The 18,556-nt window shown below is 40.7% G+C and carries 18 protein-coding genes, 1 tRNA gene and 3 pseudogenes; 16 read left to right on the forward strand and 6 right to left on the reverse strand.

From position 1 onward, the window contains the following. Window positions 1-19 precede the first annotated feature (19 nt). The 7 genes from M8E35_RS11375 (at window position 20) to M8E35_RS11405 (ending at window position 5,755) form a co-directional block, all read left to right on the forward strand. Window positions 20-1,036 (forward strand): lysylphosphatidylglycerol synthase transmembrane domain-containing protein, encoded by a 1,017-nt coding sequence (locus tag M8E35_RS11375; RefSeq protein ID WP_252469134.1) that lies wholly within the window; start codon window positions 20-22, stop codon window positions 1,034-1,036. After that, window positions 975-1,442 carry a C-GCAxxG-C-C family protein gene (locus M8E35_RS11380; protein ID WP_252469136.1) on the forward strand — a complete coding sequence of 156 codons (468 nt, stop codon included), beginning with the start codon at window positions 975-977 and terminating at the stop codon, window positions 1,440-1,442. Before M8E35_RS11375 ends, M8E35_RS11380 begins: the two co-directional genes overlap by 62 nt. Then, a complete protein-coding gene (locus M8E35_RS11385; RefSeq protein ID WP_252469138.1) occupies window positions 1,396-2,091 on the forward strand; it encodes a TIGR04283 family arsenosugar biosynthesis glycosyltransferase in 696 nt (231 codons plus the stop codon). The genes M8E35_RS11380 and M8E35_RS11385 overlap by 47 nt, the downstream gene beginning before the upstream one ends. Before the next feature lie 18 nt (window positions 2,092-2,109). Then, a complete protein-coding gene (locus M8E35_RS11390; RefSeq protein WP_252469140.1) occupies window positions 2,110-2,772 on the forward strand; it encodes a TIGR04282 family arsenosugar biosynthesis glycosyltransferase in 663 nt (220 codons plus the stop codon). Next, entirely contained in the window at window positions 2,773-3,783 is a 1,011-nt protein-coding gene (locus M8E35_RS11395; RefSeq protein WP_252469142.1) for a radical SAM protein, read from the forward strand. It abuts the gene before it with no gap. Window positions 3,784-3,843: 60 nt separating this feature from the next. Further along, window positions 3,844-4,509, forward strand: coding sequence for a TVP38/TMEM64 family protein (locus M8E35_RS11400; RefSeq protein ID WP_289710796.1), 666 nt, complete (start codon window positions 3,844-3,846; stop codon window positions 4,507-4,509). A gap of 241 nt (window positions 4,510-4,750) precedes the next feature. Then, window positions 4,751-5,755 (forward strand): sulfurtransferase, encoded by a 1,005-nt coding sequence (locus M8E35_RS11405; protein WP_252469146.1) that lies wholly within the window; start codon window positions 4,751-4,753, stop codon window positions 5,753-5,755. 121 nt (window positions 5,756-5,876) lie between these two features. Here M8E35_RS11405 and M8E35_RS11410 read toward each other — a convergent pair whose 3' ends face one another. The 5 genes and pseudogenes from M8E35_RS11410 to M8E35_RS11430 all read right to left on the reverse strand — a co-directional run bounded on the left by M8E35_RS11410 (window position 5,877) and on the right by M8E35_RS11430 (window position 9,264). Beyond that, window positions 5,877-6,305: a hypothetical protein gene (locus M8E35_RS11410; protein WP_252469149.1), complete on the reverse strand. Its 429-nt coding sequence runs from the start codon at window positions 6,303-6,305 to the stop codon at window positions 5,877-5,879. A gap of 443 nt (window positions 6,306-6,748) precedes the next feature. After that, window positions 6,749-6,895 (reverse strand): annotated as a pseudogene (locus M8E35_RS11415) (GNAT family N-acetyltransferase); the annotation flags it as partial. A gap of 569 nt (window positions 6,896-7,464) precedes the next feature. Beyond that, on the reverse strand, window positions 7,465-8,364 hold the full coding sequence (locus tag M8E35_RS11420) for a radical SAM protein (protein WP_252469151.1): 900 nt from the start codon (window positions 8,362-8,364) through the stop codon (window positions 7,465-7,467). Between the two features lie 75 nt (window positions 8,365-8,439). Further along, window positions 8,440-9,078, reverse strand: coding sequence for a DUF2238 domain-containing protein (locus M8E35_RS11425; RefSeq protein ID WP_252469153.1), 639 nt, complete (start codon window positions 9,076-9,078; stop codon window positions 8,440-8,442). A 111-nt stretch (window positions 9,079-9,189) separates the two neighbouring features. Beyond that, window positions 9,190-9,264 (reverse strand) — tRNA-Gln (locus M8E35_RS11430). 344 nt (window positions 9,265-9,608) lie between these two features. Between M8E35_RS11430 and greA the strand changes: the two genes are divergently transcribed. The 4 genes and pseudogenes from greA (at window position 9,609) to M8E35_RS11450 (ending at window position 12,175) form a co-directional block, all read left to right on the forward strand. Continuing rightward, window positions 9,609-10,079, forward strand: a complete 471-nt coding sequence (gene greA / locus M8E35_RS11435) for a transcription elongation factor GreA (RefSeq protein WP_252469155.1) — start codon at window positions 9,609-9,611, stop codon at window positions 10,077-10,079. A 112-nt stretch (window positions 10,080-10,191) separates the two neighbouring features. Beyond that, complete coding sequence (locus M8E35_RS11440) at window positions 10,192-10,497, forward strand: YmaF family protein (RefSeq protein ID WP_252469157.1); 306 nt, start codon at window positions 10,192-10,194, stop codon at window positions 10,495-10,497. Between the two features lie 169 nt (window positions 10,498-10,666). After that, window positions 10,667-10,836, forward strand: a pseudogene (locus tag M8E35_RS11445) (stage V sporulation protein AD); the annotation flags it as partial. A gap of 238 nt (window positions 10,837-11,074) precedes the next feature. After that, window positions 11,075-12,175, forward strand: coding sequence for an MGDG synthase family glycosyltransferase (locus tag M8E35_RS11450; RefSeq protein WP_252469159.1), 1,101 nt, complete (start codon window positions 11,075-11,077; stop codon window positions 12,173-12,175). Between the two features lie 287 nt (window positions 12,176-12,462). Here M8E35_RS11450 and M8E35_RS11455 read toward each other — a convergent pair whose 3' ends face one another. After that, a complete protein-coding gene (locus tag M8E35_RS11455; RefSeq protein ID WP_252469161.1) occupies window positions 12,463-13,041 on the reverse strand; it encodes a class I SAM-dependent methyltransferase in 579 nt (192 codons plus the stop codon). A gap of 841 nt (window positions 13,042-13,882) precedes the next feature. Here M8E35_RS11455 and M8E35_RS11460 point away from each other — a divergent pair. From M8E35_RS11460 to M8E35_RS26910, 5 genes and pseudogenes are all read left to right on the forward strand, one after another. Continuing rightward, window positions 13,883-15,292, forward strand: a complete 1,410-nt coding sequence (locus M8E35_RS11460; protein WP_252469163.1) for a PQQ-dependent sugar dehydrogenase — start codon at window positions 13,883-13,885, stop codon at window positions 15,290-15,292. A gap of 692 nt (window positions 15,293-15,984) precedes the next feature. Beyond that, window positions 15,985-16,155 carry a hypothetical protein gene (locus tag M8E35_RS11465; protein ID WP_252469164.1) on the forward strand — a complete coding sequence of 57 codons (171 nt, stop codon included), beginning with the start codon at window positions 15,985-15,987 and terminating at the stop codon, window positions 16,153-16,155. A gap of 273 nt (window positions 16,156-16,428) precedes the next feature. After that, complete coding sequence (locus M8E35_RS11470) at window positions 16,429-17,244, forward strand: DUF3102 domain-containing protein (RefSeq protein ID WP_252469192.1); 816 nt, start codon at window positions 16,429-16,431, stop codon at window positions 17,242-17,244. Window positions 17,245-17,644: 400 nt separating this feature from the next. After that, window positions 17,645-18,070 carry a TIGR04282 family arsenosugar biosynthesis glycosyltransferase gene (locus M8E35_RS11475; protein ID WP_252469166.1) on the forward strand — a complete coding sequence of 142 codons (426 nt, stop codon included), beginning with the start codon at window positions 17,645-17,647 and terminating at the stop codon, window positions 18,068-18,070. 253 nt (window positions 18,071-18,323) lie between these two features. Beyond that, a pseudogene (locus tag M8E35_RS26910) lies at window positions 18,324-18,461 on the forward strand (helix-turn-helix domain-containing protein); the annotation flags it as partial. Window positions 18,462-18,556: the final 95 nt, after the last annotated feature.

Consider the following 18,556-nt stretch of genomic DNA (forward strand, 5'->3'; position numbering starts at 1 on the left):
ATTTAGGGGGACAAGAAGTATGGCAAGCACTTTAAGAGAACAAAGCAATTTCAAAAGATTTTTACTCCCCTTAAAAATCCTTGCCTCCATACTTATGCTTTCCTGGATGTTCAGTACCATTGAGTGGCAGCAAATCACTCAAATTCTCCTTCGCGTTAACGGGATATGGATGGCAATGGCTTTAGGATGGGTTGTTATTTCTGTGGGAGTAAGTGCCTATAAATGGCAGCTCATCTTAAGGGCCTCGCAACTTCATGTTCCTCTAAGGGTTTTATGGAAAACTTATTGGGCAGGACTTTTTTTAAATAACTTCCTCCCTTCGAGTATTGGTGGGGATGGACTTAGAATTTATTGGGTGGGCAAAGTCACCGGGGAAATGGCTGGCTCAACGACTTCCGTAGTTGTCGAGCGTGTTTTAGCGACAATCGGTCTTTGTCTTACAGCAATCCTTGCTATTTTGTTGACTGAAGTTCAAATACCTTATCTTTTAGCATTTTTTGGGGCGGTCATGTTTGTGGGGATTCTTATTCTATCATTTTTTCTTTTTCCTCATTTTACTGGATGGCTACAAAAGCGGTTGGGTTTCTTGCCGAAGGCTCAAAGTTTTTTAGTAGGAATAATATCTCATGGAATGCGCTTAAGAAACCAGCCGAGTTTAATGTTCTATGCGTTAATCGGATCTGTGCTCTTCCAGATGTGTGTTGTGATGGTGAATTGGTGTATATTCAAAGCCCTTTCGGTAACTGACTTGAATCCTATCCAGGCCGCTGTAATCATACCGGCAACCTCTGTGGCCGCGATGCTCCCCATAGGAATCAATGGCTATGGCGTACGGGAGGGGGCTTATATCGCGTTATTTGCTCCTATGGGAATTTCCGGTCCTATTGCGCTCACCGCTTCAATTCTATTTGCACTACTTGTCAGCTTCTCCAGTCTTTGGGGAGGATGGATATGGATAAAGGAAGGACGACAAGATGTTGGAGAAAAAAGAGTTCCTCACGACGATAGAGAGGCAAGCCGCCCATTATTTCAGTAAAGGTTTTAATTGCTGTCAGAGTATATTGCTTGCAGCCAATGATATTTGGGAGTTGAATCTTGATCAAGCGATTATAGCTTCAGGACGGTTCTTTCAACATGGAATGGGGTGCGGGTCTACCTGTGGCGCTTTAATTGGTGCCCATATGGTATTAGGTATCCTGGATAACCGATATGAAACAAAACTCTCAAATAAATACGCCCGCAAGCTTTCCGAAGAATTTAATCAGACATTTGGCACAACTCAGTGTTCGGAGTTGCGTAAAAAGCAAAGCATTATGGATAAAATAGGGTATAAAGGATGTAAACGAATAACCTTTATGACGGCAGGAGTTTTCTATGAGTTTTGGGAGAGTACCAATGGAAACCAAACCCCGAGTGTCGGTCATTATTCCGACGTTAAATGAAGAGGCTGTGATTGAAAATACCCTTCGGACTTTACATGAAAACAAAGAACGGGTCACCTTAGAAGTCATTATCGTCGATGGGGGGAGCACTGACTCAACGTGCCAGATCGCCTCGCGATATGCAGATCAAGTGATTATTATGTCTCCAGGACGTGGTGGACAATTGAATCGGGGGGCGGAAAATTCATGCGGAGAGATTTTATGGTTCTTACATGCTGATTCGCAGTTGGAGAAGGATTATGTTCTCGATATTGTAAAAACGACGGAACAAGGCATAGGCGGAGGTTGTTTTGAAATTACCTTTGATTCCAAAGGTTTTATCTATCAGTGTATTGCCTGGAGTTCGAATCAAAGGGCGAAATGGTTTAAAAGCTTTTATGGAGACCAGGGAATATTCGTGAAGAGAGAGGTTTTTCAGAAACTGGGTGGTTTTCGTCCCATTCCTCTGATGGAGGATCTGGAGTTCTCTCGTCGACTTAAGCGAGCGACCAAAGTACAAGTGATTCAGAGGCCTCTTCAAACCAGCTCAAGGCGTTTTCGAAAAGGAATCCTGCGAACACTTCTTGTAATGCAGTTATTAAAACTAGGGTTTTATCTTCAAGTGAATCCAAAGTTTCTTTCAAGGGTGTATGGTTTAGGAAGAGGATAAGAGTGAAAGGAAGCAAATATGTATGGCACAGTGAATTCTCAAGCTCTCATTCTTATGACCCGAGTTCCGGTTCCAGGGAAGACGAAAACGAGGCTTATGCCTCATCTTTCTGCGGAGGAATGCGCAGGTTTTCACGAGGCTTGTTTAAAGGATATCATTAAAGTTCAAAGAGAACTCAAGAAGCCTGCGAATATCTTTTATTCGGAAAAACTCACCGAGAAGTTTATGTCGATGTTCCCGAAAGAGAGCCAATTTATTTCTCAGGAAGGGGATAATCTAGGGGAGAGGATGAGTCAAGCTTTCCGAATATCGCTCCAAGACTATAAGTTCACCCTTATGGTTGGTTCGGATTTACCTCATTTAACTGTGCGGATACTCCAGAGTGCCTTTGAAGCACTTGAACAACACGATGTCGTTCTGGGACCGGCTCTTGATGGAGGATATTATCTTATCGGGTTAAAGCAATACATATCGGACTTATTTACAGGGATTAATTGGGGGAGTTCTGAAGTTTTTAGGCAGACTATAGAAAGAGTCCATTCCCTTGGCTTAAGCTATCGCCTTCTTAAGAAGATGCAAGACTTAGATACCATTGAAGATCTTCGGGTCTTCATGACAAATCCTGCTAACAAAGACCATCAAGCCTGGAAATTCATTGATCAATTGGGAGGAGTAAAGTAGATGCAGAGATTAGAAGCAAACCAGACCGAGGCCTTTAGAAGTCTCGATAAGGCTTTAAGAGGAGAAATTCTGGATAAAGAAGAGATCGAAGAGCTTTTCCGAGTTCCAAGCAAAAGTGAAGCCTTTTATGCGATTCAATACGCCTCTCGTAAAATCAGTGAATCAGTATCCCGAGGTAAAGCAGAAATTCACGGTCAGGTTGGAATCAATATCGGACCTTGCCCGAAGAACTGCCAGTTTTGTTCCTTTGCGGCGTGCAATAAAGTGTTCCCTGAGCCCTCTGTTCTCCCAACGGCTGAGATTATCAGCCGATGTCTTGATTTAGAAGAAGCGGGTGCAAATGCTATCTACTTAATGACCACTGCAAACTTTAGTTTTGAACGGTTTATTGAGATTGCGCACGAGGTTAGGAATAAGCTTCAAAAGGAAAGCGTACTCGTAGCCAATATCGGGGACTTTTCCTACGAGCAAGCCTTAGAGCTTAAACAGGTCGGTATAAATGGTGTTTATCACGCTCTACGCTTAGGAGAAGGGAATACGACAGCCATCAATCCGAAGAGACGGCTAGAGAGCTTTGCAGCAGCGAAAGAAGCAGGACTTATCCTAGGAAATTGTGTGGAACCTGTAGGACCTGAACACACGGTGGAAGAACTCGTCGAGAAAACCCTCATCGCTCGAGAAGCGAACCCGGTATTCAGTGGAGCAATGCGGCGTATTACGATTCCCACCACGCCCTTGAGTCAGTATGGAATGCTTAGTGAAGGGAAAATGGCCCATATTCTAGCCGTGGTCCGCTTAGCGATGGGACACCATATTCTCGGAAATTGTACTCATGAACCCAATGTCCACGGGGCGGTAGCTGGCGCCAATCTTTTATGGGCTGAAGTGGGGTCGAATCCTCGTGATGTGGCGGGTGAAACTCACCGTGGGATTAGTGTTAAGCGGTGTAGAGAAATTTATTGGGAAGCAGATTGGGAAGTTCTTTCAGGACCTTCACAGTTCTTCCGGTAGTTAGGGGTATAAGAGAGGTGAGCTTTTGTGCCGTTTTCAAAACGGAAAATTATCAGCGGAATGGTTACCTTGTGCTTAATTGGGCTAGTCTTACTTTATCTTCTCCTACCAGGGTTTAAACATGAGGTCAATACTGCGGTTCGTTTAATCGCTCAGGCAGATATCCAGGGGCTAAGATTGTATGTTTCGAGCTTTGGTATTTTAGCGCCCTTGGTTTCTATGGCACTCATGGTTCTTCAGGCCTTGGCCTCTCCTTTGCCAGCCTTCGTCATTACATTTGCAAACTCCTGGATATTTGGATGGTTCTGGGGTGCTGTTTATTCTTGGACGGGGGCAATGATTGGCGCTTCAGTCTGTTATTTTATAGCCAAGGCTTATGGCCGCCCGTTGGTTGAAAAGATGGTTGGGACAAAAGGGCTTGAAATGACCGATCGTTTCTTCGAAACCTATGGAAAGTATTCTATTGTTATTGCTCGACTTATCCCCGTAGTGCCCTTCGATATTATTTCTTATGCGGCAGGCCTTACACGCATCAGTTTTTGGAGCTTCTTCTGGGCAACGGGGGTGGGCCAACTTCCAGCAACCCTTATCTACTCCTGGCTCGGGGAAAATATGACGTTATCGGCGAAGTATGCTCTCTGGGCGGTTAGCGGTTTCATGGTTCTCATTTTTTTAAGTTTAGGGTTTAAGAAAAGGCTCCAGGCAAAGCTGGGGCAGGATGGATAACTATTCGCAAATGTATTTGCATAAATATATTGTGATAATATATTTACATGAGCAGGTATCGATGATAACATTTAACTTGGATATATTCATTTAAAATAGTCTCTGACATTTTCAAAAATATGGAGGTGGAAAATTATAATTTCATCCGTTGACCCCACAGTAAGATTCAATAGGGTTGGTGAGCGGCGAAATTAACTATAAGAAGGTTTGCCCAATTATATTTTGTGAGGAGAAAAAATTAATGAAAAAGAAATTACTTGCTATTCTTATTTGTATTGCAGTGGTAGCTACATTTGCAACAGGCTGCAGTTCTACTGCAACACCGGAAAAGCCTGCGGCAGAAACTCCGACCGTTAAGGCAGTCGAAAAGACAAAGGTATTTGTATCCGCAGATTGGGTAAAAAGTGTCATTGAGGGTCAACAACCAGAGTCAAAAGATTATGTAATTATTGAGGCCGCTTGGGGCCAGGTTAGCGAGGATAAAGCATACACAGAAGCCCATATTCCAGGAGCGATCCATCTAAATACAGATGAAATCGAAGAAGAAAAGAATTGGGATATCAGAACAGGCGCGGAAATTACACAGGTAATGAAAAATTATGGTATAACCAAAGATACTAATGTAATCATTTATGGTGCAGACTCAGGTGCAGCGAGAGTTGCATTCGTATGTATTTGGGCTGGTGTTGAAAATGTAAAAGTCCTCGATGGTGGATTGAACACTTGGAAAAATGCAGGGTATGCAACTAAGGACGGTATAGAAACTGCTAAAGCAACTTCAAAAGATTTTGGTGTAACAATACCTGCACATCCGGACTATGTCTTATCGTCTGACGAAGTAAAAGATAAGCTGGCAAAAGATAACAACTTCAGATTGGTAAGTATTCGGAGTTTAGATGAATTTACGGGTAAGAAAAGCGGATATAGTTATATTAAAAGAGCAGGTGAACCCAAAGGAGCAGTTTGGGGTCATGATGAAACTGATTACCTCAATGAAGATGGAACGTTTATCAACTTTGATAAGGCGGTAGCCATGTGGACTGAACAGGGTATAACAAAAGATAATGAAATTGCATTTTACTGTGGAACTGGTTGGAGAGCAACTATCCCTTGGCTAATGGCCTATGAAAATGGTTGGAAAAATGTAAAATTGTATGATGATGGATGGTTTGTGTGGCAGATGGATGAAAAAAATCCCGTACAGGCTATCACTCCTGAAGAAGCAGCAGCAAAATACAAAAAATAAATAACATCGAAAAAAGTCTGATTGCATAAGCATTCAGACTTTTTTCGATACTTGTGTTAATTAAACATGGTAGACCTATACCCCAGAATTATTAATCTCAAAAAGCGAGCGAGTACAGTAATTAATGGGCTAGCTTTCTTAAATAGACGGAAATCTTAATATCTTGTATCAATGTGACCATTGCCAAAATAAAACTGATGAAATAATAGGATCGATAGTCTGCTGTTGAGAATCCTAAGGTAAAAATGACAGATACCATTGTAATGATTGTTAGTAAAACGACCATACGCAAAGCCACTTTATCTAAAACAGTACCGTTTTTATTAATCTTAAAAAATATAATAAGAATGATAACAGTCAATATAGCCAAGATAGTAATCGTAATATGTTGAAATTTATCGATAGGGTATAAATTATTCCATGTGTGGTTCATATAGACGATAAATCGCATTACTCCCATCTTTTTCATTGATAATGTCTGAATTAAATAGGCGGTTATAATTAATAAAATTTGAAGTACTGTCGCTATCTGATATAGGATTTTCTTCATAATAATTAAATCTCCTTAGATAATGATATCTAATATTATCATATTTAAATTGGTTAACAGTAGTTTCTAACCCCAACGTCTCGATTTAAATTCAGTATACTCCATAATATCCAATCCAGTCATTAAGGCTATGGCCATACAAAAAGGTCAGTTCTAGAGATCACCCATTCTACCAACTTCCATTTATATCCATTAAATGCCCTTTCATTTGGTTTCCGCTTTTATTAGCAGGATTATTCATAGCTAATTATCCGAAGTTAGGCATAAGAAAACTCACGCCTACTTACTCCCAATAAAGCTTTTAAATCTCAATTGAACGGCGAGCTCAGACCATTTCCACAGGTGCGGCAATTGTTTTCATACTACATATATTCGCCTCTAATCAGAACGCCTGCTCTGATTATTAAGCAGATGAGATAAAATTTACAGGTAAGGACTTCTGGTCATTCTGTAAAACCCTTCTTCTGCATTTTAGTGGCATTACAAAATAATGCCATCCCTGTCTTCATTTTCTTAAAGGTTAGCTTTTCATAGAATATTTCTTTACCTGGTGCTGCATATAATATGAAATTACATTTTGGAAGTGTCTTTCATAATAAGGTCTATTATCCAGAGACGCACAGACAAAAAATACCAGCTTACATGATTGATACTTGGATATAATAGAATCAGATGGTTGACTTCTTGGAGAAATAAAGCCACTAACTTCAAGGAGAACTGCCACAAAAGGAGAGCAGCTAGGCTCTCCTTTTACATATTTTACTTAACAAACAAAAAAGGCTCTCGCCGTTTCAGATGAGAGTCAAATGTATTTTAATATACCTAACTACTAGCCATGATGCCACCATTCTTTAGCCCTGAAAGGTCTGCAAAACTAGAAACTTTATTAACATGTGAAAACTCAAGCATAACTTCTCCCGCTGTACCTCTAGATCTCCAATACTCACCGTCTAGCCTTCTAACTGGGTTTCCTTAGAAAATGGCTTACTCCCTTGGCTTGAATAATCCGTTAAACCATAATAAGGTGGATCGCAATAGAAAAACGTTGAGCTTCGAAAAAGTCTAATGGCCCAAACGATGACTTACACAGGAGTACGAGAAGTAGTCCGTTGGCTGAATCAGTGGTAACGAGGATATTAAAAGCCCGACCAGTTATTGGTTACCTTACAAGGTTTAAACCAAGTCTTTGGGCAAATGTTAAAGCTTCCTTATAATCTGATTTAGACAGTCTTTTAGATATCTCGAAATATTTGGACGCTTGATGGGCCGGGCGATACTGATCCATTAAGTTGACTACGCAATCGGGCGACAATTCGTGCTTGATGAATTTCAAGATTTCTTTACTATCTTCAAGTCCCCCTGGCATCATTAAATGCCTAATAATCAGTCCTCGGTAAGCTATGCCATCGTTGTTCACCTTCAGTCCGCCTACCTGACGGTCCATTTCCTTTAAAGCTAACTTCACCTTTTCCGGATAATCCTCCACATTGGAATAGCGGCTTCCCCTTTCAGCGAGATGATACTTAAAGTCGGGCATGTAGATGTCAACCACACCCTCTAACAAAGCCAACGTTTCAAGATGTTCATAGCCGCCGCAATTATAAACCAGCGGGAGGCTTAATCCTTTTTGAGCTGCCATAAAAACAGCGTCCAGGATGTTCGGCACAAAATGGGTGGGTGTGACAAGATTGATATTGTGACAGCGGTAATGATTCTGAAGTAGGAGCATAATTTCCGCTAAAGACTCGTTCGTAGTTAATTGCCCTTCGCCGTTAAAACTAAGCTCGCAGTTCTGGCAAAAAACACAACGCATATTGCAATATGCAAAAAATATTGTGCCTGATCCATTGTGTCCAACTAAAGGCGGCTCCTCCCCGTAGTGCGGACCATAGCTAGCGATCACAGCCATCTCGGGAGCCTGGCAAAAACCATGCTTCTCGAGCCGGTTGACTCCGCATTGGTGAGGACAAAGATTACACTTTATTAGTTGCTTTTTGGCCTTGAGGACTCTCTGTTCCAGTTGATGGTTTTTCAAGAGTTTGACGTAACTTGGCTCCATTTTTCACCTTTTCCAAATAGATTTTAAGCATTGTGTTAACGGAAAAGAAAGATCGATATTGAAGGCAGCTCGGCGCTAAACTGTAATGTCGATTTCATTGATTAAAAATTGGTCATGAATCGATGATAAAATTAACAAGCAAATTATAGCCCCAGCTAATGCAAGAAACATGTCCCACTGTGTGTCCCAAATATCTCCTTGAAGTCCAAGGAAAGCCTCTGCATCTCCGCCCAATAGTATTGCCACACACCACTCAACCAATTCATAAAGAGCACTTACCCCAAGAACTAATCCGAGAACAATGGTTATGAGTAATTTCCCTTTTTGGAAGGCAGATGTTCGCAGCAGGATTTCCCGTAAAGTAAGGGCCCAAACGAAACCATTGACAAAATGGCCAAACCGATCATAGTAATTCCTCCCAAGATTAAAAGAATCTTGTAGCCAGTTAAACAAAGGTACTTTGCCATAGGTGTAATGTCCCCCGATGAGGACTATGATTGCACCCAAACATAGAAGCAAATAAACGGGGGTCGTGAGACGAAACTTATTATAGGAATATATAATAATAATTGCCCCCAAAACAATAGGGGTAACCTCTAAAAACCAGGTAACTAATTGGTAAGGTTTATAAGCAGACCATATAAAAACTATGAAGAAAATAGTCAAAAGGAAAAAATGTATCAGTTTGCCTGATTTTAGGCTTGAGATTTCCATTTTGCGCTTCTCCTATTGTCTGATTTCACAGAATCCACTGCATACCCTTGTAAATCGAAAGGTAAATTGATTTCTCAATTTACCGAAATTTTTGTCTGTTTACTAGATTAATGGCTGGGGAGGCTGGATTTGAACCAACGAATGCCAGAGTCAAAGTCTGGTGCCTTACCGCTTGGCGACACCCCAATACAGAATAATATTCCATGGGATATGAAAAACCCTCAGCTTCATTCTGATAACTATTATATCCAAGGAGTGAATCTGTATGCTGGTAGTTTTTGTCTCTCTTACAGCTCGTCCTGCGGGCCGTGCAGTATCTTTTGGAATTAATGTAGAAAGTAGCCGAACAAATAGGGCAAATCTACCCAGAAATGAATTGAAGGCTAGAAGACATAGAATAATATTTTAAAAAACAAGCAAAAATATCGAGTAATGCTTACGTAACAAGAGCAGATCTTCATAATATTTTGAAGGCGAATCAACACGATCAAAATCGCAATGCGCAGAACGAGAAAAGGGAGCGAGAAATTATGGCTGAGAAAGAAGTCATTCTAACGTTAGAAGGTCTTAAAAAGCTTGAAGAAGAGTTAGAACTATTTAAAACTGTGAAGCGGCGGGAAGTTGTTGAACGAATAAGGCAGGCCATGGACTTTGGAGATATTAGTGAAAACTCAGAGTACGATGAAGCTAAGAACGATCAGGGTTTTATTGAAGGACGAATCATAACTCTCGTAAAAATGCTCAGGAATGTACGAGTTATTGATAAAGTTGAAAGAACAGATATCGTGGCACTAGGGGGAAAAGTGCGTCTGAAAGCCATGGACTTTGGGGATGAAGAAGAGTACTACATCGTTGGTTCGGCAGAGGCGAATCCAGACACTAATAGAATTTCCAATGAGTCGCCAGTCGGAAAAGCGGCTCTGGGACAGGCCAAAGGAGCCATCGTTGAGGTTAATGTTCCTGAAGGTATACTTCACTATCAAATTTTAAATATTATGTAAGTGACGTCGGTTCCATAATCCCATCTTTTCAGGTAAGCCAAATGTGGTCAGTCTCTTTTATTCTTCTAATACCATATTATGGAATGAAGATTGAGAAGAGAGGTGAATTTTATTGAATTATGCTGCAGAGATATATCACGTTCATCACTACAGCTTTCGAACCACATTTGAAGACGGTCATACCCACAGAATGTTCGGTATTACCACTCCGGGAATTTTAAGAGGAAATACCCACGTCCATCATTACCATGGGGCTACCACCCTGGATGATGGACATGTTCATTACTATGGAGGTGTAACTGGACCTGCCATTTACCTTCTCAGGGGCGGTCATGTCCACTATTACCAAGGCGTTACAACCTTTAACGATAGGCATAGGCATGCATACGCCGGGAATGATTCTCCGTCTTACCCTTAACCAAGTATTAAGCAGGGTCAAGTCTTCTGAACCATCCTTATAGAGTTCATCGATGTCGAAAACCCAAAAGGGGAGGGCTGTTTAGCAAAAAGCAACTCCTTAACCTTTGGTTGTGAAGTTCCACTGCATCATCAAAGAGGTCTAGGAATAAGTCTCTATCTCGGATCAAGGCGAGGGTCCAATAGTAACCTCGGCTACTATTGGCCGAGTCATCGATATGGGTCTAACCCCTTTAATATGGGGGCAGCCATGGCTCCGGCGGCAGTCGATACGATTGAGGCGTATTTTAGGGATTTAAACAGAGATCCTTCCTATTATGACTTTACAACCGGTGATATTTTGGAGGGAATAGTAAACTTTACAGAATAAAAGTATTATACATTGTAAATATTAGCCCTAGTTGCTTTTTCCTTCCTCCTTCTTTATTGAGTCCTCTTCATATGAGGATTTCAATTTTTATTAGGATTTAAATTTCTTGTAAAGATAGTTACTTAAAAGGGATCTGTGAGGAATAATAGTAAAGCTTCAAATAATCATTACCCTACGAGGAAGTCCGTGAAGAAAGAAGAGAAGAAGCTTGAAGAAGATTTTGTTCTTGCCGTTTTTAACCATACCTACAGGGCATCACTCGGTGGCCAATACCTTAATTAGCTCTCTTAAAAAACGGATTCAAGGAGAATTTGCGAGTATTGACTTCCTGAGTTATTTTAGCCCACGACTGGAAAGAGCCGTTACGAACCTCTATTTAAACTGGATTAGTCACTCTCCCGAAACTTACAATTGGGCTTATAGTTACTTCGTTTACCCGTCAAGTAGTAAAAAATATACGCAAGTGTATGAAAGATTGTTCCTAACAAAGATGCAACGTCTGCTATCAGAAGAGCAGCCTGATCTAATAATTTGTACCCAAGCTTATCCATCTCTATTGATTTCCTGTCTGAAAGTTCAAGGAAAAATTAAGACCCCTGTCATTAACGTTTATACCGATTTGTTTATCAATAACATTTGGGGACGTATGGGAATCGATTACCATTTTGTTGCGGATGTTCCGTTGAAAAACGAGTTAGTACAAAAATATAGAGTACCCAAACATCAGGTATTTATAACCGGTATTCCGGTCGATGAGTGGTTGGCCCCTACGACACGTCAGCCGAAATTATTCCCGCCTTACCATATCCTGATAGCAGGTGGAAATAGCGGATTAGGAAATATAAACGAGCTTCTACAGACCTTGAAAAATTCTACAAATTTTAATTGCACTGTTCTTTGTGGTAATAATAAAAGACTCCTTGCAAAAATCATCTCCTGGCAGATTAAAAACATTTATCCTCTTCCTTATATTTCATCGAAGAGAGAAATGGCGCTCTTATACGATCAAGTCGATGCAATTGTGACTAAACCAGGTGGTGTAACAATTAGTGAAGCTCTTCGGAAGAGGATACCTATCTTTGTCTATTCCGCCCTACCTGGACAGGAACAATTTAATCAGCAATACCTTACAACTCAAGGTTTAGTTTATCCCTTAACTCAGGAACCCTCAGCACAGGAACAATTGCTCAGTATTTTAAGTGATAAATTTAAGCAGGCAAACTGGCGGAAACGGGTTGATAGTTACTTCGATAGGCTAGAAAGGAGTGCATGGGAAAAAATCGTGGAGATTTCAGATCAAATCACGTAGATGTCGAAAACACATTACAAGGAGGAGATCTTAACTGCCAGACTTTATTTCTGTTGGGTGTAAATAGTGCCCCGAAAGCTTCTGGGACATAAACTTTCGTTCCTGATTGAAAAAGCAAAAAAGGGTATAATATCATGACAAAGATTACACCTTATCAGATGTTCTTTGGCCTTAAGCACTCTTTGTTCCAGTAGATGGTTTTTCAAGAGTTTAACATATCCTGGCTCCATTTTTCACCTTTTCGAATATTTATTAAGCGTAATGTTAACAGATAAAAAACATCATTTTTATGCGATTGTTGCTGTAAATAGAATCTCATTATATAAAACCTTCTTAAATTGTGTTAGGAATTCGGTTTTAAAGTCTTTAAGTTCAAACATTTTAATATAAGAGTCGTAATCTCGAATAAAGCTACCGTTATCACATAATTTCATTACGTAGTTAGAAAAAAATGAATTTTTTAATAGACATGGTTCCAAGACAACAACTTTACCATAAGGCTTTAGAATTCGCTGAAACTCAGAGAGATAAGGTAAGAAATCTTCTGAAGCGATGTGATGTAATACCGATAACGTAAGGATGTAATCGACAGAATTGTCCTTCAGAGGCAGATTGGTACCTTCCAAGACTAGAAAGTTGTAACCCGGGTTTAAACATTTGGCATAAGCAATGCGTCGAGAATCCGGATCTACCCCTATATAGTGGTTTTTCGAACATAGGGAGCTAGCTGACCCAATTCCCGAACCAAAATCAAGTACCTTTTGGTCAGTAAAATTAAAATATCGGCCCAAGACACCTTTTATGTACAAATTGTTTAAAAAATCTGGACGAACAAACCAATGGTAGAAGAGAGGGGATAATTCCATGCATTTTACCTCGAAAAATATTATTTAGATTAATATTCCCTATTTTAAGGGAATTATGTATTTTTTTGCTAGATTGATTTACTACATTTAGAACGAAAGAATTGCTTGCCCAGGAAGGGTTTGGTGGGGTTATTCAACTATTTCCTCTACTTGTATGCCTGAAATAGTAGCTTCTGCCTCACGCTACTTGTTTAACTGGGTATGGCTCTACGACAACAAGGATAGTAGCCTTTGTTCAACACTTTGGTCAGAAGCCTACCGCAAGGCCGGAATTGATTTATGTCCTGACGTTAAGTTTCCTGTACCGGAGGATGTTGCAAAGTCAAGATATTTACATAAAGTCGGAATTTATAATGCTATAAAACATTAATATATTTTGAATTTAAAAAAGATAACTCTACTTATTGGTATAGGTAGTGCAATGATGTTAGGGAAGGCCTGGAGAAAAATGACTTAAGGAATAAACGAGAACTGCCTTTAACTGTACCCTATAGAGTAGACCTTTTAAAAGTCTATCCTATAGGGTATTTGCATGAGAAATGTAAATTTTAGTTTTATGGACAACCTGTTTTAAACTCTGAATGGGTTGTACCTAGACAGTCTCAGTGTGTTCGGTATCATCAGGTGGAAATCGTTGGGGTGACGGCGGGAACTTGCCCCAGAGATACAGATTCGATGTACAAATTTAGGCACGTCCCCAATGACTGCCCTGGATTCTCCAGATGCTGGTGTGGAAAATAGTGCAATGCCTCATCAGATTCCCTGGCCCAAACTTGGTACTAATATAACAGTTCTAATCATATTCTTATGAAAGATAACAATAAGAAGGAGTATAAAGTAGTTGATAAAAGTTAGTTTACGGCCCATCATTAGTAAGATAAATTTACCCACTGTTTTAAAAACAACGATACTTCCGGGTGACTCAATCGAACGATTATTTATTGCAACCCAGACAGGAGAGATCTTTTACATTGGAAACGGAGTCATAGGGACTTTCTTAGATATTCGCCCGCAAATCATAAAACTAGGTGCTTCTGGTCGTGGATATGATGAACGGGGATTGATAGGTCTAGCGTTTCATCCCGAATTTTATTATAACGGCCTGTTTTATCTTCATTATTCAGTAGCTGGAACACAAGGTCCAGGTGCTCTTCCTGAATCTTTTATGCCTAACCCATGTGACCCCAGAACCTTAAACCTAAAGTGGATAAATAGAGAAATTCACTATGATCATATTGATACAGTTGAAGAATGGATTTTACATTCGAATGGTCAACTTCAAAAACGGCGGACATTACTTAATTTAAGAAGACCATTTTTTAATCATAATGGTGTCAATAGCTTAAACTTTTCACCTGAAACAGGAAAACTTATTTTAACAACCGGAGATGGTGGATCAGGGTATGATCCATTTAATTTAAGCCAGGATGACATGGAAATCGCCGGTAAAATAATTGAAATTGATGTAGTTAAAACTATATTTATCAATAATCCACCCGTAGTTACACGTTTTAATGAACTTCCCGTACCTATTCAGGAAACGCTTACAGTAATTGCCAAAGGGGTTCGTAATATATCAGGCATTTCATTTCAAAGGTTTTATAATCAGTATATCAAATATGTGGGAAATGCCGGACAGGATCTGGTAGAGTCGATTTTTTCATTTGTTCATTATAAAGCAATACCGGTTACTCGGCTTATTCATGCTTATGTAATGAAATCTGAACCTGACCAAGAAGGATTTATTAACTTTGGCTGGCGAGGGTGGGAAGGTGCTTTTCCTGCTTCGATAATAAGAGACTGCTCTGCCAATCCGACTTTAAATCAAAAAACAATTGCTTATTACAATGAAGCAGTAAAAACTTCAGCGCGGCGTCTTCAGCCTCATATTAGTTATTTTCATAAAGATCCCCGACCCGATAAGTTTGGAGGAACTGCACTTACTGGAGTCCAGCCATATATGGGGAATGAAATCCCCGATTTAACGGGAAGCGTTGTGTTTATCGACTTAGCTCGGGATGATAAATCTCTACCGACCGTTAGAGGGGTTTTAGCTTATACCAGGGCAAGAATAGATTGTAAACTAAATGATTTTAGTGTTATTGAAACCGATTATAATTTTGGGTCTCAATCAGCCTTTTATGTTAGTTTGGGAACGAATCTGGATCAAACCAGACTATATTTAGGGGTTTATGGCTCTATGAAAGTGACTGATTTTAACCAAGGTACTGTTTTTGAAATTGTTCCATGATTCATAACTATAAAATTGCTCAATTTCCATCCGCGTTCCAATTTCAAAAGCCAAAAATTCTAGTCTTAGTAATAAACCCTTTCCTGAAAAGGTTGGTAACGATAAAAATATGGTTGGTTATAAATATGGTTCTTACTCGGAAATTGAATTGACAAATTACTCGGAATGGAACGCTAAGAACATTTTGGATAGAGGAATAAAATTATTGTCATTCTTAGAAAGAAGATGGGGTTACAAGATAGGTTCAGGGACAAAATGTAATGAAACAGAATTTTTGGGTTTAGATTTTTTGCGCAAATAAATTTTACAGTGGCTTATAGTTTTATTGTAGGGTTTCTAGCAGTGTAAGATCATCGTCATTGCTAGAAACCCTAGTAATAGTTAGTGCGAAATCCGTGATCTATAACAAATGCTTATATATTTTTGTTGACTATTTTCATATTTTTAGTGTCAACAAGGGCAAAAGAAAAAAGGCCCTAAGGCCTTTAATATCAATGTGGTGCGGTCGAGAGGACTTGAACCTCGATGCCCTTGCGAGCACTAGAACCTGAATCTAGCGCTAGAAGTCACGGAAAGATCGTTGCCCTGTCGATGATTGAGGTGTGTTTCATCCAACTTATTTTTTTAGTATAAGCATATTTAATTCGTTAATATCAAGATTACCTTCCTTAAGTGACAAAGGGGGGTTGCGAATGAACATTATTAAAGATATTATCCCCACTGGGGTTTCGGGCAGACCCGCGAAGGCAATGACCGCGAAATATATTACCGTACACAACACAGGAAATACTGGTGTGGGCGCGAACGCGCTCGCACACGCGGGTTTATTGAAGCGCGGAATTAGGCACAACAGGATGGCATAGTCCTCCCTTATTCTGAATTTCACTGGTCAAGCCTTGGTTTGTCCTTCTTATCATATGCACCTTGTCCGGCAGGGGTTACCCTTGTCTAGGGTATTTAGACAAAATAATGGCAAAACCGTAAAGTGCCTATGCGCTTTATGGTCTTGCCATTATTTTGTCACAAGTGAGGGCTTGAACACATAGGCTATGAGTAAGGTTGTTCAAATCCATCTTCTTCTTATGGGAGCTTTTCTTCCGGAAAAGCTTATGAATAAGCAGAGGAGCTCGAAAATCATGATGAAGGGAATAACCGAGCGGACGCCGCAGATTATCGCGGCCGAAATTAACAGTATTAAAGATCAGACCGGCAGAATGCTGCTTTACAGCTCCGTCGAGATCGGACGGCGCCTGACGGAGGCCAAATCCATGGTCAATCATGGGGAATGGGGAAAGTGGCTGGAGAACTCGGTGAGTTACTCCCAAAGCACGGCCAATAAACTCATGCGCCTCTTTGAAGAGTATGGGGCCAAGCTCGCCGCCGGCCACCAGGACAGTTCAAATTCGGAATCGATTCCGAATTTGAGCTACACACAGGCGATTATCCTTCTGGGAATTTCCGAGGAGGAACGGGAGTCCTTTACGGCAGAGCATGATGTGGCGAGTATGTCGACCCGGGAGCTTAAACAGGCAGTCCAAGAAAGGGACCAGGCCCTTAACGAAAAAGCGGAGCTTCAAAATGCTCTGACCGTCAACCAGGGTGCAGTCACGGAAATAACCTCTGAGCGTGATGGGTTGAGAAAACAGGCCTCAGGTCTCCAAGCGGCCATCCACACTAAAGAGTTAACCATCAAGACGTTACAAGAGAAATTGAACTCAGCCAAGGAGGGCGAGGCTTCAGCTGCGAAAATCGCCGCCCTGGAAAAGGATATCAAAGCCACCCGGATCAAGTTGTCCGCCAACAAAGTCAGCTTTCTCTACAACAATATAGCCAAAGAATTCGAAGAGTTGCTGAAGGAACTGACTAAGCTGGCTCCGGCGGACCCGGAAGCTCATGAAAAGTATAAGAGTGAGGTTAGCGGGCTGATCGGGAAAATAGCGGAGAGACTGTAAGGCAGCGGGCCCAGGTGCATGAGGGTTTGCGATAGTTGAAGGGACTGCTGCAAAACGAAGAAGTTCGCAGAGCAGCAGCCTCTTGTGATGAAGGATCTTGAGTTCTCTCGTCGACTTAAGCGAGCGACCAAAGTACAAATGGTTCAGAGGCCTCTTCAAACCAGCTCAAGGCGTTTTCGAAAAGGAATCATTCGAATACTTCTGCTTATGCAGTTATTAAAACTAGAGTTTTATCTTCGAGTTAATCCAAAGTTTCTTTCAAAGGGTTTAAGAAGAGGATATGGGTGAAAGGAAGCAAATATGGATGGCACAGTGAATTCTCAAGCACTCATTCTTATGACCCGAGTTCCGGTTCCAGGGAAGACGAAAACGAGGCTTATGCCTCATCTTTCTGCGGAGTTTGAAGGATATCATTAAAGTTCAAAGAGAACTCAAGAAGCCCGCGAATATCTTTTATTCGGAAAAACTCACCGAGAAGTTTATGTCGATGTTCCCGAAAGAGAGCCAATTTATTTCTCAGGAAGGGGATAATCTAGGGGAGAGGACGAGTCAAGCTTTCCGAATATCGCTCCAAGACTATAAGTTCACAGTTATGGTTGGTTCGGATTTACCTCATTTAACTGTGCGGATACTCCAGAGTGCCTTTGAAGCACTTGAACAACACGATGTCGTTCTGGGACCGGCTCATGATGGAGGATATTATCTTATCGGGTTAAAGCAATTCATACCGGACTTATTTACAGGGATAAATTGGGGGAGCTCTGAAGTTTTTAGGCAGACAATAGAAAGAGTCCATTCCCTAGGTCTAAGCTATCGCCCTTCTTAAGAAGATGCAAGACTTAGAGGTACCATTGAAGATGTATATTGTATGATGATGGATGGTTTGTGTGGCAGATGGATGAAAAAAATCCGTACAGGCTATCACTCCTGAAGAGGCAGCAGTCGCTTTTGGCTCTCACTAAAACGGTGGGAGTCTTATTGCAGGAGAGGAGTGATTCACTTGCTATTACACAATAAAACTCTTGGACAGCAAATAGCCTAACAGAGGAAAAAGCGACAGCTATCCCAGGGCGCAGTTAGCTGCTAAAACAAGAATAAGCCCTAAGTATCTGAGTAATATTGAAGCCGGCCATAAGGCTAGGGTTCGGATTTATACGCTTGCACGGTTAGCGGCAGGACTTGGGATTTCAAAAGATGAGTTTGCTGGACGACGCTAAGTTAATTTCGCTAATGCAGTCTTTAGCGAAGTATATTAACGTTATTTATAATTATTTTATCTACTAAAATTTTATTAAAAAGTATACAATGGCTA

The sequence above is a fragment of the Desulfosporosinus nitroreducens genome, from assembly GCF_023897015.1.
In the GTDB taxonomy this organism is placed as follows: domain Bacteria; phylum Bacillota; class Desulfitobacteriia; order Desulfitobacteriales; family Desulfitobacteriaceae; genus Desulfosporosinus; species Desulfosporosinus nitroreducens.

What these genes read in the sequence shown, in the direction of transcription:
- M8E35_RS11425 (WP_252469153.1), bottom strand. Translation starts at nt 9,078, where the DNA reads ATGGAAATCTCAAGCCTAAAATCAGGCAAACTGATACATTTTTTCCTT.
- M8E35_RS11390 (WP_252469140.1), top strand. Translation starts at nt 2,110, where the DNA reads ATGTATGGCACAGTGAATTCTCAAGCTCTCATTCTTATGACCCGAGTT.
- greA (WP_252469155.1), top strand. Translation starts at nt 9,609, where the DNA reads ATGGCTGAGAAAGAAGTCATTCTAACGTTAGAAGGTCTTAAAAAGCTT.
- M8E35_RS11395 (WP_252469142.1), top strand. Translation starts at nt 2,773, where the DNA reads ATGCAGAGATTAGAAGCAAACCAGACCGAGGCCTTTAGAAGTCTCGAT.
- M8E35_RS11470 (WP_252469192.1), top strand. Translation starts at nt 16,429, where the DNA reads ATGATGAAGGGAATAACCGAGCGGACGCCGCAGATTATCGCGGCCGAA.
- M8E35_RS11385 (WP_252469138.1), top strand. Translation starts at nt 1,396, where the DNA reads ATGGAAACCAAACCCCGAGTGTCGGTCATTATTCCGACGTTAAATGAA.
- M8E35_RS11410 (WP_252469149.1), bottom strand. Translation starts at nt 6,305, where the DNA reads ATGAAGAAAATCCTATATCAGATAGCGACAGTACTTCAAATTTTATTA.
- M8E35_RS11455 (WP_252469161.1), bottom strand. Translation starts at nt 13,041, where the DNA reads ATGGAATTATCCCCTCTCTTCTACCATTGGTTTGTTCGTCCAGATTTT.
- M8E35_RS11465 (WP_252469164.1), top strand. Translation starts at nt 15,985, where the DNA reads ATGAACATTATTAAAGATATTATCCCCACTGGGGTTTCGGGCAGACCC.
- M8E35_RS11380 (WP_252469136.1), top strand. Translation starts at nt 975, where the DNA reads ATGTTGGAGAAAAAAGAGTTCCTCACGACGATAGAGAGGCAAGCCGCC.
- M8E35_RS11420 (WP_252469151.1), bottom strand. Translation starts at nt 8,364, where the DNA reads ATGGAGCCAAGTTACGTCAAACTCTTGAAAAACCATCAACTGGAACAG.
- M8E35_RS11400 (WP_289710796.1), top strand. Translation starts at nt 3,844, where the DNA reads ATGGTTACCTTGTGCTTAATTGGGCTAGTCTTACTTTATCTTCTCCTA.
- M8E35_RS11405 (WP_252469146.1), top strand. Translation starts at nt 4,751, where the DNA reads ATGAAAAAGAAATTACTTGCTATTCTTATTTGTATTGCAGTGGTAGCT.
- M8E35_RS11375 (WP_252469134.1), top strand. Translation starts at nt 20, where the DNA reads ATGGCAAGCACTTTAAGAGAACAAAGCAATTTCAAAAGATTTTTACTC.